The 12,673-nt window shown below is 69.8% G+C and carries 12 protein-coding genes; 5 read left to right on the forward strand and 7 right to left on the reverse strand.

Annotation, left to right across the window (positions count from 1 at the left end; translation table 11 throughout):
• Positions 1-9: 9 nt before the first annotated feature.
• The 4 genes from ACZ7M7_RS08830 to ACZ7M7_RS08845 form a co-directional block, all read right to left on the reverse strand.
• A complete protein-coding gene (locus ACZ7M7_RS08830; RefSeq protein WP_383613816.1) occupies positions 10-888 on the reverse strand; it encodes a sulfotransferase family protein in 879 nt (292 codons plus the stop codon).
• A 132-nt stretch (positions 889-1,020) separates the two neighbouring features.
• Positions 1,021-2,190 carry an acyltransferase family protein gene (locus tag ACZ7M7_RS08835; protein ID WP_383613819.1) on the reverse strand — a complete coding sequence of 390 codons (1,170 nt, stop codon included), beginning with the start codon at positions 2,188-2,190 and terminating at the stop codon, positions 1,021-1,023.
• 1,229 nt (positions 2,191-3,419) lie between these two features.
• Positions 3,420-4,754, reverse strand: a complete 1,335-nt coding sequence (locus ACZ7M7_RS08840; RefSeq protein WP_472114310.1) for a polysialyltransferase family glycosyltransferase — start codon at positions 4,752-4,754, stop codon at positions 3,420-3,422.
• A complete protein-coding gene (locus ACZ7M7_RS08845; protein ID WP_328424248.1) occupies positions 4,751-5,728 on the reverse strand; it encodes a glycosyltransferase family 2 protein in 978 nt (325 codons plus the stop codon). Before ACZ7M7_RS08845 ends, ACZ7M7_RS08840 begins: the two co-directional genes overlap by 4 nt.
• A 198-nt stretch (positions 5,729-5,926) precedes the next feature.
• On the opposite strand from ACZ7M7_RS08845, the gene ACZ7M7_RS08850 reads away from it, so the two are divergent.
• The 4 genes from ACZ7M7_RS08850 to ACZ7M7_RS08865 all read left to right on the forward strand — a co-directional run bounded on the left by ACZ7M7_RS08850 (position 5,927) and on the right by ACZ7M7_RS08865 (position 10,790).
• Positions 5,927-7,240, forward strand: a complete 1,314-nt coding sequence (locus ACZ7M7_RS08850; RefSeq protein WP_472114313.1) for a DUF6716 putative glycosyltransferase — start codon at positions 5,927-5,929, stop codon at positions 7,238-7,240.
• 65 nt (positions 7,241-7,305) lie between these two features.
• Positions 7,306-8,604, forward strand: coding sequence for a cytidylyltransferase domain-containing protein (locus ACZ7M7_RS08855; protein ID WP_472114316.1), 1,299 nt, complete (start codon positions 7,306-7,308; stop codon positions 8,602-8,604).
• Positions 8,605-8,617: 13 nt separating this feature from the next.
• Positions 8,618-9,556 carry an N-acetylneuraminate synthase family protein gene (locus ACZ7M7_RS08860; protein ID WP_383613831.1) on the forward strand — a complete coding sequence of 313 codons (939 nt, stop codon included), beginning with the start codon at positions 8,618-8,620 and terminating at the stop codon, positions 9,554-9,556.
• A gap of 163 nt (positions 9,557-9,719) precedes the next feature.
• A complete protein-coding gene (locus ACZ7M7_RS08865) occupies positions 9,720-10,790 on the forward strand; it encodes a hypothetical protein (RefSeq protein WP_472115190.1) in 1,071 nt (356 codons plus the stop codon).
• On the opposite strand, the gene ACZ7M7_RS08870 is transcribed toward ACZ7M7_RS08865, so the two are convergent.
• From ACZ7M7_RS08870 to ACZ7M7_RS08880, 3 genes are read right to left on the reverse strand one after another with little or no spacing between them, the layout of a single operon-like run.
• Complete coding sequence (locus ACZ7M7_RS08870) at positions 10,777-10,965, reverse strand: DUF397 domain-containing protein (protein WP_472114319.1); 189 nt, start codon at positions 10,963-10,965, stop codon at positions 10,777-10,779. The genes ACZ7M7_RS08865 and ACZ7M7_RS08870 overlap by 14 nt on opposite strands.
• An 8-nt stretch (positions 10,966-10,973) precedes the next feature.
• Positions 10,974-11,165 (reverse strand): DUF397 domain-containing protein, encoded by a 192-nt coding sequence (locus ACZ7M7_RS08875; protein ID WP_472114322.1) that lies wholly within the window; start codon positions 11,163-11,165, stop codon positions 10,974-10,976.
• An 8-nt stretch (positions 11,166-11,173) separates the two neighbouring features.
• Positions 11,174-12,025 carry a helix-turn-helix domain-containing protein gene (locus ACZ7M7_RS08880; RefSeq protein ID WP_472114325.1) on the reverse strand — a complete coding sequence of 284 codons (852 nt, stop codon included), beginning with the start codon at positions 12,023-12,025 and terminating at the stop codon, positions 11,174-11,176.
• A 224-nt stretch (positions 12,026-12,249) separates the two neighbouring features.
• Here ACZ7M7_RS08880 and ACZ7M7_RS08885 point away from each other — a divergent pair, with 224 nt between their 5' ends.
• Entirely contained in the window at positions 12,250-12,666 is a 417-nt protein-coding gene (locus ACZ7M7_RS08885; protein ID WP_472114328.1) for an ATP-binding protein, read from the forward strand.
• Positions 12,667-12,673 lie beyond the last annotated feature (7 nt).

The raw sequence follows: 12,673 nt of genomic DNA on the forward strand, positions 1-12,673 counted from the left end.
CAGCGGTTTTCAGTCCGGATACCCCCATGCACGCGCCAATTCTGCCAGCCGTTGCGGAAGCTCTACGTCCGGGTGTGTTGTGCGGGCGGGCTGGATCCGGCCGGACTTGAGGGTGCTGGACCAGTCGCCGAGCTGAGGGCGGAGAGTGCCGTGGTCCTGTGCGCCGTAGTCGAGCATGCCGGGCTCCCACGGAAGGCCGAGATAGGCGCAGATGCCGCGGGTGACCCGCTCCGGCTGCGCGGTCAGCTCCTCGTACCGGATCACATGGACGTCGAGGTTCCGGCGCGCCTCCTCCAGCTTCTCGCTGTAGCCGAGGACCTCGGCGCGGATGGCCTCGTGGTCGGGGTCCGCCCGGCGGCTGGTCAGGGACGCGATCACGGCGGCCGGGTGCCGCAGGAGCAGGATGTGGCGTGCCTGCGGCCAACATCGGTGCAGCCTGGGCCAGATGAGGGTGTTCGGCGGGGTCTTGTCGACGATGACGTCCTTGCCGCTGCGGGTGAGCTCCAGGTGCAGCACCCGGTCCCACAGCAGGTGTTCCAGCTCGTCCTTGTCGAGCTCCAGCTCCCTCATGGCGGCCGCGGTGAACTCGCGGGACAGGTGCACGTGCAGGGTGCGCAGATGCATCTCGTGCGGGGCCCGGATCCGGCTGTGGCTGTTCAGCAGCACCCGAAGCAGCGTCGAGCCGGAACGCACCGAGGACAGGACGAAGACCGGCGACTCCACGAGGCGCGGTGCGGGCGGGGCGGTGTAGCCGGCGTCGCACTCATCGGGGCTGCGGGGCGAGGGGACCGCGTTGAGGTTCCCGCGCGGCGGGCTCACGGCCTGCATCATCAGCCTGCCCCGACGCTTCAGTCCCTTGCTGATCGCCGTCATCCGAGGGTCTCGCACGGTGACACCTTTCTCTCGCGCTGTGCCCTCCGCATCCCAGGGGCGGCAGTTGAACGGCAGATGACGCGCGGGAGAAGCGAAGCGGGGACGTGCGTGCGCACATCCCCGCTGACCAGGTGTCTTACCGCTTCCTTAATTCTTCCTGGGAATCGAGGCCAGCTTGCGACGAATCAGCGGAGTGGCCCGGTCCTCCACGTACCGGTTGAGCAGCCGGGCGAGCAGCAGCATCGCGCCGACGGTCAGCAGGACGGTGGCGTACGACGGGATGTTCAGCCCCTGGTGGAGTGCCTTGATGACGACCCAGCCCAGGTGCTCGTGCACGAGGTAGAAGGGGTACGTCAGGGCGCCCGCGACCGTCAGCCAGCGCCAGTTGGCCCAGTGCAGCCAGCCCAGTGCGATCGCGGCCACGGCGACGTAGCCCAGGGTGACCACCAGCATGATGCCGAAGGAGCTTCGGTAGGAGAAGGCGTCCACGTCGGGGGCGTGCCACAGCCGCGACACCGCGTAGTGCTGGCCGATCAGCCAGCTCACGATCACGATGCCCCAGGCGTACGCGTCCTTGCGGTCGCGGTGCACCAGGTACAGGCCGACGCCGCCGATGAAGTACGGGGCGTACTCGGGCATCAGGACGATGTCGAGGAGCGGCTCCTGTGCGCCCTCCGTGATGACTGCGGCGAGGGTCCAGACGGCGCAGAACAGGATCACGCGGCGGCGGGTCGCGCCGGGCAGCACGACGCACAGCGCGAACAGGGCGTAGAAGCGGATCTCCGCCCACAGGGTCCAGCACACGCCGAGCACCCGGTCGACACCCAGCGGCTGCTGAAGCATCGTCAGGTTCACCAGGGCGTCGCTGGGGGACACCGCCTTGTAGGTGACGACCGGCAGCGCGAAGACGAGGGTCACGATGATGATGGCCGCCCAGTAGGCCGGCAGCAGCCGGGCGGCGCGGGACGCGAAGAACGACTTCAGCGGTCTGCCCCAGCCGCTCATGCAGATCACGAACCCGCTGATCACGAAGAACACCTGGACGCCCAGGCAGCCGTACGCGAAGTAGCCGTGCAGCGTGGGGAACTGCTGCTGGGGCGAGCTGCCCCAGGCGTCGGTGACCTCGCCGCCGCGGCCTCCGTAGTGGTACGCCGCCACCATCAGCGCGGCGACCAGGCGCAGTCCGTCCAGTGCGCGCAGCCGGGACTCGCGGGGCTTGTCCGGCTTGGGTGGGCGGGACGAGGCGGCCGGTGGGAGGACGGTGCGTACCACGGTGCCCGTGGAGGTCACTTTGGTGTCCTCGGGCGTGTCGATCACAGGATTCCCCTCGCTGGGATTCAGCCGGACCACAGCACACTAGTCCGAATCCAAGCGCCCACTTCGGCGAGCGGAGCAAGATTCGCCGCGCCGTCCGCGCGAGTTCACCTACGCGTCGCTTCCAACTCCGGCCCCACCGTCCCCACCCGTGCGACGCCTCGCGGTTGTGAAAACGCCGCATAGATGGAGTGTCGTTTCGGCGACGCGGGGGTGCCGGGTGGGTGGGTCCGCGCGGGTGAGGGGAGCGGAACAACTGCTCGACGGGGAGGGTCGGGCGGGGCCCTCCGGGCGTATCAGCGGGACGTCGAAAACGCCGTCGGGGACGGGTGGCTGCGCGGCGCCTACCGGCACGGCGTGCAGCATGCTCTGCCCGGGCGCCGAGCCTCCGCCCACCCGGCCGGCGCGCACCCCGCCGAGGGCGACGCCGGCGCGGGAGCGCCCCTCGCGCCACCGAGCTCTTACGACCGACGGCTCCGCCTGCTTCGAACGACAGCCGAACGCCCCCGGTGGTCGAAAGACCTCGCACGAGCGCCCCGCAGCACCCTGCCGTGGCCGGCGGCCGGATGTCCTCAGGCTCGACGGGTGGTCGGCAGCCCTGTTCTCGGAGGCCTCGGGTGTCGCGCCCCGGCGTGCCGGTGTCCTGCTGTGGCCGACAGCGGAAGGCTCGCCGGGCTTGACCGGCAGTCGGGCAGCGCCCGGCCGGCACGGTTCGCGCCGGGTGCCCGGCAGCGCTGCCTCTGCCGTGGTCGGCGGCCGGATGTCCTCAGGCTCGGCTGGCGGTCGGTTGTCCTGTTGTTGGAGGCCTCGGGTGTCGCGCCCCGGCGTGCCGGTGTCCTGCTGTGGCCGACAGCCGAAGGCTCGCCGGGCTCGACCGGCAGTCGGGCAGCGCCCGGTCCGCACGGCTTCGCGCCGGGTGCCCGGCAGCGATGTCCCTGTCGTGACCGGCGACCGGAGGCCCCCACGCTCGAACGGCCTCGTCACAGTGCCGCCACTCTTCCGACGCGGCCGGCCGGAGGCTTCTCCTGCTCGGACAGCCTTGCGCGAAGGTGTTCCAACAGGGCCCCCGGCGGGCGCATTCCGGGCTCGCGTCAGCGTCGCGCCGGGGCACCACAACGTGGCCGCTCTTCCGCGGCCGGCCGCCGGAGGCCCCGTGCCGAAGAGACGGGGCGGGGGCGCACCCGACGTCAAGACGCCGTCAGCTTCTTTCCGAGTAGTCCGCCGGCCAGGCGTCAGCGGCGTACCGCCCGCCGCAGGTTGCGGGCCTTGCGGGCCATGCGGCGGACCGTGGCGTTGCGGGGGATGAAGGACAGCTGGGCGGGGACGCCGCCGGGCAGGGCCAGGGACGTCAGGCGCTTGCGCTTGAAGTAGCGGAGCGTCCGTTCGCTCAGGTTCTTCGCCAGGTACCGCTCGGTCTCCTCGCGCAGCCCCGGCAGGATCTTCGGCTGCATCGCGAAGCCCACCGCACGCACCAGCGCGCCCAGCGCATCGACGTCCATGCTCCGGCGCTGCTCGGTGACCGCGGTACGGTCGCCCAGCTCAGGAAGCAGCGCGTGCACGATCGTGACCGGCACACGGTTGCTGTTCTCGTACGGCGTCAACCGCTCCAGCAGCAGCTCGGTGCCCACCTGCGCGACCGGCAGGCCGTACAGCGCGGACGCGGTGAGCAGGGCAGTCGAGAAGCAGCCCACGACCAGCGCGGGCCGCATCCGCTGGTACAGCACCTCGGCGAGGACCGGCGTGTCGAGCACGGTGAGCTCGACGCCGAGCTTCTCCGCCTCCTTCTCCAGGCTGCGGGTGAAGCGGGCCGGAGCCGAGGGGTGCGGCTTGAACACCACCTTGTCGTGGCCCAGTCCGGCCGCGCCCTTCAGCATCCGCACATGCAGGGCCTCCTCCTCGTCATCGCTGAGGATGCCTAGCGCGGAGAGGTACTGGCCCAGCAGCAGCGCGGGCTCCTCGATCTCCGGCAGGGTGTCACCGGAGGAGACGAGTTCGGCCAGCACCTTGGTGATGGCCGGAGTCGGCACGATCTCCGCCGGCACACCGAACTCGGTGAGCAGCAGCGGCTTCAGACCGGGCACCAGATCGAGGTGCAGCACCCGGTCCACGCGGGTGCCGACCAGCGGGTCGATCTTGTTGCGGGTGGGGCCGTAGCTCATCAGGCCGTCGGCGTAGACGGTGACCGGCGCACCGGTGAAGATCTGCGCGATGCCCAGCGACGGGTTGACCTGGATCGACTCGACGGCCAACTCGACGTCGTCGTCCTCGAGTTGCCACTCGTGGCGCAGGAACCTCTCCCACAGCGGCAGGTCGTCCTGCCGCGGGGCCCAGCCACCGGGGTGGAAGGGGAAGATCGTCTCGTTGTACGACAGCACGTCGTCGAAGCGCTCACGCAGCCGCTCGAAGCCCGGCATCTCGTCGAGGCCGGGCGTCGTCTCCGGCGTGGCGGCGTTGTTGCAGACCAGCAGGATGCGCCGGTCGGCGGGGCGGAAGCAGCCGGAGTCCAGGGCGGTGGCGAGGGTGGCCACGCCGTACAGGGTGGACGCCTGGAAGATCTGGGTGGTCACGCGGCGACCCCCGCGGGGGCGGGACGGCGACGCAGCCGGCGCAGCCGCGTGGCGCGCTGGATGTCCATGGAGTCCAGCGCCTCGTCCAGGACGTTCTGCGGCATGCGCCGCAGGGCCGCGGCACTCATGGATTTCAGCTTTTTCGCCACCGCGGGCTCGAACCTTTCGATGGATCCCAGATGATGGGAAATGATGGCGCAATAAGTACGCACAGCCTTCGGCAGGAGTTTGTCCGCCTCCGGGTCCTGCGCGGTTTCCTCGATGACCTGGTCGAACGCGCGAATGAAATCGAGTTGGCGCACATCACCGATCTGGGTGAGCGACGAGGCGACGCCACGTCGGTAGAAGACACCGAGCAGGCTCACCGCGGCGAAGGAATCCGCCTCCCGGTGCAGCTTCCAGATCCACGGCCGGTCCTCGGCCGTCCGGAGCCCGTCGGTGAAGTGCAGCACCCCCTTGTCGACCAGCCGGCGGTGGTAGATCCCCGCCCAGGCGTACGCGTAGTCGACGGAGGTGGAACGGTCGGCGGGCAGGATCGCCTCGCGCGGAGTCATCACGACGTTCCGGCGCCCGTGCGGCACCCGGTGCACCGCGCGCGCCCGTGCCGTGCACTGGACGTGATCGGTGCGCAGGAAGTCGCAGCCCAACTCCTCGATCGCGGCGACCAGCCGGGGGTAGTAGCCGGGGGCGAGCCAGTCGTCGCCGTCCAGGAACGTCAGGTACTCGCCGCGCGCGCGGTCGATGCCGGTGTTGCGCGCGGTCGCCAGTCCCCCGTTCTTTTCGTGTCTGACATGTACCGCGCCTGGCAACTCGCGTTCCGCGCGCGCGAGGATCTCTGGCGTCCCGTCGCGCGAACAGTCGTCGACGAGAATGAATTCGAAGTCCTCACGTGCGTTCGCACGCAGGCTCCTCAGGGTGTCGGGCGCGTATTGCTGCACGTTGTAGAACGGCACGATGACGGAGAGCTTGACCACGCAATGGACGTTAGGACGAAGCCCGTCATTCGTCTTGACGATCGCCTTGAATCGAGGTGAACGACGTGTGGCGAAGCCGTGAACCGGGCTTTTTTACAGCCTGTTCCCGGCTCGATTCGCCGTTCGTCGATGTGCTGTTAACCGTCTGTTGCATTCTGGTTGGGCAGAACCTCGAAAAGGCTTCCTAGCGTCTTCGGTGTGCCAGCAAGTGCGACGAAGACCCGACGAGTTGCCGTCCTCGCGGATTCCGATACCCGGTGGAAATGGGGCGCGCTCACCGCGAACCGTATCTCCCCGGAGGATTCGGACATCCGTTTGGACGGATTCCTCCTGCGTGGCCGGGCGACCCCCACCGCCCGCCAGCTCCAGGAAGTGGGCGTCCACGCCGACTCCCTCCGTGAGGTGAGCGCCGTCGAGTTCCTGCGCACCATGGCGCAGGAGTCGTACGACGTCCTGGTCCTCGCCCTCGTCGGCGGGGGCGTACAGGCCATGCTGCACGGCCTCAAGCGGGTCTGGGAAGCGCAGCCCCAGCGGCCCGTGGTCGTCACCGGCTACGTCGGTGTCGTCTACGAGAAGCTCGCCGACGGCCTGCTGCTGCGGCACGGCGCGGACCTCGTCCTCGCCAACTCCCGCCAGGACGCCGAGCGTTTCCGCGCGGTGTACGACGGGGTCGGCGCCGACTCCTCGGCGGTGACCGAGGTCGCCCTGCCGTTCCTCGGCGGCGCGCCCTACCCCGGCGAGCACGACCCGTACACGGTCGTCTTCGCCGCCCAGCCCTCCGTGCCGGACAGCCGCAAGGACCGTACGTACCTGCTGAACCGGCTCATCCAGCACGCCCGCAAGCACCCCGAGCGCGAGGTGCTGCTCAAGCTGCGCTCCAAGCCGGGCGAACACACCACGCACATCGAGGAGTTGCCGTACCAGAAGCTGGTCCAGCGGCTCGAACCGCCGGCCAACTTCAAACTGGTGTACGGGAACATGGGCGAGGTCCTCGACCGCACCGACCTGCTGGTCACGATCAGCTCCACGGCGGCGCTGGAGTCGCTGCACCGCCGTATCCCCACCGTCGTCCTCAGCGACCTCGGCGTGCGCGAGGTGCTCGGCAACCACCACTTCGTGGGCTCCGGCTGCCTCGCCTCCTGGGACCAGCTGGACGACGGACACAGCCCGGCACCCGACGAGGAGTGGGTGTCGCGGCAGGGCGTCTGCGCCGACGGCTCGTACGCCACCGCCTTCGACGCGGCCCGCGAGCGCATCTCCAAGCTGCTGGAGCGTCCGGGCGGACTGCCCGCCCTCACGCCGTACTACACGCCGGCCACCGCGCCCGGCTATCTGCCCGGCATCCTCGCCCGCCACCACCTCGGCCCGGACGGCAGCCCGCTGCCCGGCGCCCCCGCCCACGACAGGGAGCCCGGCCCCGTCCGGCAGATCGTGCGCCGGGCGGCGCGCGGCGCCTACCGGCACGGCGTGCAGCGCGTGGCCCCGGTCATCCGGCGGATGGGGGAGCTGTGAGCGACCCGACCGGGGCGCCGGGACGCGCCCCGAAGCCTTTGCAAGGAGCCCAAGGAGTGGAGCCCATGTCCAACCCGGAAGCAGGTCAAGGCACCTCGGTGCCCAGGGTGCTCGCCGTGATCCCCGCGCGCGGCGGCTCCAAGGGCGTGCCCGCGAAGAACCTCATGCCCGTCGGCGGCGTACCGCTGGTGTCGCGTGCCGTGCGTGAGTGCCGGGCCTCGCGGCTCGTCACGGACGTCGTCGTCTCCACCGACGACCAGGGCATCGCGGCCGCCGCCCGCCAGGCCGGCGCCGAGGTCGTGCTGCGCCCCGCCGCCATCGCAGGCGACACCGCCACCTCCGAGGCGGCCGTCCTGCACGCCATGGACGCCCACGAGGCGCTGCACGGCTCGCCGGTGGACGTGGTCCTGCTCGTGCAGTGCACCAGCCCGTTCATCATCCGCGAGGACCTCGACGGCGTCGTCAAGGCGATCGTCGCCAACGGCGCCGACACGGCCCTGACCGTCGCGCCCTTCCACGGTTTCGTGTGGCGCCACGGCGACGACGAGCCGACAGTCCTGCGCGCCGAGCGCGAGGCCGCCGAGGGCGGCACCGACACCGTCACCACCCGCACCATCAGCGGTGGCGGCTACGGCGTCAACCACGACAAGTCCTTCCGCCCGCGCCGCCAGGACCGCCCCCAGGACTTCCTGGAGACCGGCGCCGCCTACGCGATGGACGCCACGGGCTTCCGCGAGCACAAGCACCGCTTCTTCGGCCGCACGGAACTCGTGCGCACCGACCCCGCCCGGGTCCTGGAGATCGACGATCCCCACGACCTGGCCCGCGCCCGCGCGCTGGCCCCGCTGTTCGACGCGGACCGGCCCGGCGCACTCCCGACCGCCGACGACATCGACGCGGTCGTACTGGACTTCGACGGCACCCAGACCGATGACCGGGTGCTGATCGATGCCGATGGAAAGGAGTTCGTCTCCGTGCACCGCGGAGACGGCCTCGGCATCGGGGCCCTGCGCAAGAGCGGGCTCAAGATGCTCATCCTCTCCACGGAGCAGAACCCGGTCGTCGCCGCCCGCGCACGGAAGCTGCAGATTCCCGTGCTGCACGGCATCGACCGGAAGGACCTCGCACTCAAGCAGTGGTGCGAGGAGCAGGGCATCGCGCCTGAGCGCGTGCTCTACGTCGGCAACGACGTCAACGACCTCCCGTGCTTCGCCCTCGTGGGCTGGCCCGTGGCGGTCGCGAGCGCCCACGACGTCGTGCGCGGCGCCGCACGCGCGGTCACCACTCTCCCCGGTGGCGACGGCGCAATCCGAGAGATCGCCAGCTGGATCCTCGGCCCCTCTCTCGATTCCCTCACCAAGTAAGGACATCTCTGCCATGAGCACCTACTCCCGCCTCCGCAACTTCGGTCCGCGCGAGGTCGGCCCGGGCAAGCCCGTCTACATCTGCGGCGAGATCGGCATCAACCACAACGGTGAGCTGGAGAACGCCTTCAAGCTCATCGACGCGGCCGCCGAGGCCGGCTGTGACGCCGTGAAGTTCCAGAAGCGCACCCCGGAGATCTGCACCCCGCGCGACCAGTGGGACATCGAGCGCGACACGCCCTGGGGCCGGATGACCTACATCGACTACCGCCACCGTGTGGAGTTCGGTGAGGACGAGTACCGCCAGATCGACGAGTACTGCAAGACCAAGAACATCGACTGGTTCGCCTCCCCGTGGGACACCGAGGCCGTCGCCTTCCTGGAGAAGTTCGACGTCCCCGCCCACAAGGTCGCCTCCGCCTCCCTCACCGACGACGAGCTGCTGCGCGCCCTGCGCGCCACCGGCCGCGCCGTCATCCTCTCCACCGGCATGTCGACGCCGAAGCAGATCCGTCACGCGGTCGAGGTCCTCGGCTCCGACAACATCGTCATGTGCCACGCCACCTCGACGTACCCGGCGAAGGCCGAGGAGCTCAACCTCCGTGCGATCAACACGCTGGAGAAGGAGTTCCCGAACGTCCCGATCGGCTACTCCGGCCACGAGACGGGCCTGCAGACCACGCTGGCCGCGGTCGCCCTCGGCGCCGTCTTCGTCGAGCGTCACATCACCCTGGACCGCGCGATGTGGGGTTCGGACCAGGCCGCCTCGGTCGAGCCGCAGGGCCTGACGCGCCTCGTCCGCGACATCCGCACCATCGAGGCCTCCCTCGGTGACGGCGTCAAGAAGGTCTACGACTCCGAGCTCGGCCCGATGAAGAAGCTGCGCCGCGTCGCCGGTGTGGTCGCCGAGGCGGAGATCGCCGCGGCGGCGGGCGAGCCGGTTTCGGTCTGACCCGGAACGCCTCAAGTTCGAACGTGCGCCGTTGTCCGAGTGCCCCGATCAGGGGGCGCTCGGGCTCGGCGCCCTTCGAGCTTCCCGAACACGAGCAGCGCGAGCTGCACGAGCTGAATACGAGCGCCGCATGAGCGCCTTACGACGGGACGGTCGTACGTCGATGAGCCCCCGCGCCGGGAACACCGGCCCCCACACTCTCGCCTTCGTCGAGAGCCCGGTACAGCTCCTGAATGTGCTGGAGTGGGCGCACGCCCGCCGGCATGCCATCGGCACGGGACTCACCCTCGTCGTCCTGTCCCCGATCGACCCCATGACCCGCGGCCAGCTGCGCCGGATGGCCGAACTGGCGCGCGAGGACGGGCACGCGGTCCGCTGGGAGGAGGCGCGGGGCGGCCCGGCGGCCCCCTTCCAGACGATCGGCGGCCTGGCGGGCCTGCTCCGCCGTGCCGACCGGATCGTCCTGGGCGACCCCTTCTCCCGCTACGTACAACTCCTGCTGACCATCACCAAGGCCCGTGACATCGTCGTCGTCGACGACGGCACGGCGACCATGGAGTTCGTCGCCCAACTCGCCCGCGGCGAGCGCCTGGTCCGCTGGCACCGCAAGGGCGGCCGCCCCGGCCCGCGCGACCTGGTCTTCGCGCCGGTGTCGTCCGCGGCCCGCAAGCGCCTCACGCCGAGCGAGCGCCGCACGGTCGAGATCTTCTCGTCGATGCCGATGGAGGAGACGCCGGAAGGCGTGACGGTCACCGCCAACACCTTCGCGTGGACGCGTGACCGCTTCGGGCCGCCGCGCATCACCAAGGGCGCGGACATGGTCGGTACGTCGCTGGTCGAGACGGGCGTGGTCGACGGCGACCGCTACCTCGAAGCCGTCCGCTCCCTGGCCAAGGCCCACGGCGCGACCCGCTACTTCGCCCACCGCCGCGAGAGCGCGGAGAAGCTGCACCGGCTGGCGGTGGAGACGGGGTTGGAGGTCGTGCGCCCTGATTTGCCGCTGGAGCTGATCGCCCGCCGCGGGCCCATCGGCCGTACGATCCTGAGCTTCCCGTCGACGGTCGTCCACACCTTGCCGCTGGCGCTGTCGGGGACGGAGGTCCGCGTGGCGGTGTGCGACATCGACCCGGCATGGCTGACGGAGAACGCCTCGCCGCGGGCGCAGGGGTTCTTGTCGGGGGTTACGGGGACGGCGCGGGATGTGCACCGGTTGTCGGCGGTTACGGCTGTGTGAGCGACTTCAGGGCTTGGATGAAGGGGGTGAAGGCTTCGGCCGGGACGCTCAGGGGTCCGTGGGCCGGGGCCTTCGAGTCGCGGATGGCTATGTGGGTGCGGCGGTCTGAGACTTCCACGCAGTCGTTGCCTTCGCCGCCACCGGAGTAGGACGACTTCCGCCAGTGGGTGTCCATTGGCTGCCTCACAGCTCTTTCGCCTTCAGGGCTTCGATCAAGGGAGTGAAGGCGTCGGTCAGGAAGTTGAGGGTTCCGTAGGCTGGGGCCTTTGAGTCGCGGATGGCTATGTGGGTGCGGCGGTTCGAGATCTCCACGCAGGAGTTGCCGTCGCCGCCACCGGAGTAGGACGACTTCCGCCAGTTGTCGGAGGTATTCACTGTGTGCCTCACAGCTCCTTGGCCAGCTTGTGGATCAGTTCACGCGACCCTTCGGGATCGAGCGACGCAGCTTCTACTCTACGGAAGAGCGTTCGAAAGACGCCGAGTTGTGCCTCGGAGTCGATGAACGTTGTGCCGTGAGGGCCATCGCGCACCACGGTGTCCAGCTTCGGCACGGCGCCGCCCGCATAATTCATGGCGCTGCCGGTGTCGTCGAAGCGTTCCAGGGCGAAGGGGATGACACGGACGGTGACGTGGTCCGCTTCGGAGATTTCCAGGATGCGGGCGAGCTGAGCCTGTCCGGCGGCCCGGCCGCCGACTCTGATCCGCAGAGCCGCCTCGTGGATCACCGCCTCGTACGGGGTCGGTGTGGACCCTTCGATGATCAGTCGCCGTTGCATGCGGTGCCGAACACGCAACTCAAGCTCACCCTCTGGTAGTTCGGGAATGCGGGTCGAGAAGAGCGCCCGTGCGTAGTCCTCGGTCTGCAGAGGCCCTGACACGTGGAGCAGGTCCACGTCCCTTCGGGAGGTGGCGTGGTGCTCCAGCTCGGACAGGTCCAGGAATGAGTTGGGCAGATGCCCCCGGTACTCCTCCCACCAGCCGCGCGTCCGGTCGGTTGCCATCGCCGCCAGAGCGTCGATGAACTTCTCGTCCGTGCAGGAGTAGTGCGCCGCGAGTCGACGCAGCCGCTGCTCACTCACGCCTGAGGTGCCGGACTCGATCTGACTGATCTGGACGGAGTCCACGCCGAGGAGCGCTGCTGCCTCACGGGCACTGAGCCCCGCTGCTTCGCGGAGCCTGCGCAGTTCGACCGCGAGCCGCATCTGTCGCGCTGTGGGCTCGCGCTTGGTCCCCATCGACTGCTCCTTGGCTCAACGCGCCTGTCAGCGCGAATCGTTCGGGGGTCAGGTTACGCGATCGGCTTGCCGTTTCTTAAATCTAAGGTCTACCGTCGGTGACGCAACGCACACCCTGCGGAACCCCGGGACCCCGGAAGCGCACCACTCCGTCCTGCCACGACGGCTGCGGCACTGCCACCGCCCGCCGACCGCACCCCCCACCACCGAACCGGAGCTGACGCATGCCCGAAACCGAGCCCGAGGCCGAGCCCTGGGAGTACTCCCTCTACATTCCGAACGACGTCAGAGCAGTCACCGTCTCCCGCCGCACCCTCCGCCTGATCCTCACCATGCACGGCCTGATCAGCCACGTCGACGTCGCCGAACTGCTCGCCACGGAGCTGGTCTCCAACGCCGTACGCCACACGAAGGGGCCCGCCGCCCTACGGGTGCGCTGGTCGGCGGGCGTGCTCCGGATCGGAGCGTGGGACGCAGACCCCGAACCGCCCGAACCCCCAGGATCCCTGGACCGGCCGGCCGAGCTGGAGGACGGACGCGGCCTCGTCCTCGTCCGGGCCTGCGCCGACCTGTGGGGGTGGCAGCCGCTCTCCCGGCACGGCAACCGGGGCAAGTACGTGTGGTGCGAACTGGCCACGTAGGTCAGAT

The organism is Streptomyces sp. NPDC111606 (assembly GCF_055656945.1).

Bases quoted from the DNA above. Each gene is read 5' to 3' on its own strand.
- ACZ7M7_RS08855 (WP_472114316.1), top strand. From the start codon at position 7,306: ATGTCCAACCCGGAAGCAGGTCAAGGCACCTCGGTGCCCAGGGTGCTC.
- ACZ7M7_RS08860 (WP_383613831.1), top strand. From the start codon at position 8,618: ATGAGCACCTACTCCCGCCTCCGCAACTTCGGTCCGCGCGAGGTCGGC.
- ACZ7M7_RS08865 (WP_472115190.1), top strand. From the start codon at position 9,720: ATGAGCCCCCGCGCCGGGAACACCGGCCCCCACACTCTCGCCTTCGTC.
- ACZ7M7_RS08870 (WP_472114319.1), bottom strand. From the start codon at position 10,965: ATGGACACCCACTGGCGGAAGTCGTCCTACTCCGGTGGCGGCGAAGGC.
- ACZ7M7_RS08880 (WP_472114325.1), bottom strand. From the start codon at position 12,025: ATGGGGACCAAGCGCGAGCCCACAGCGCGACAGATGCGGCTCGCGGTC.
- ACZ7M7_RS08885 (WP_472114328.1), top strand. From the start codon at position 12,250: ATGCCCGAAACCGAGCCCGAGGCCGAGCCCTGGGAGTACTCCCTCTAC.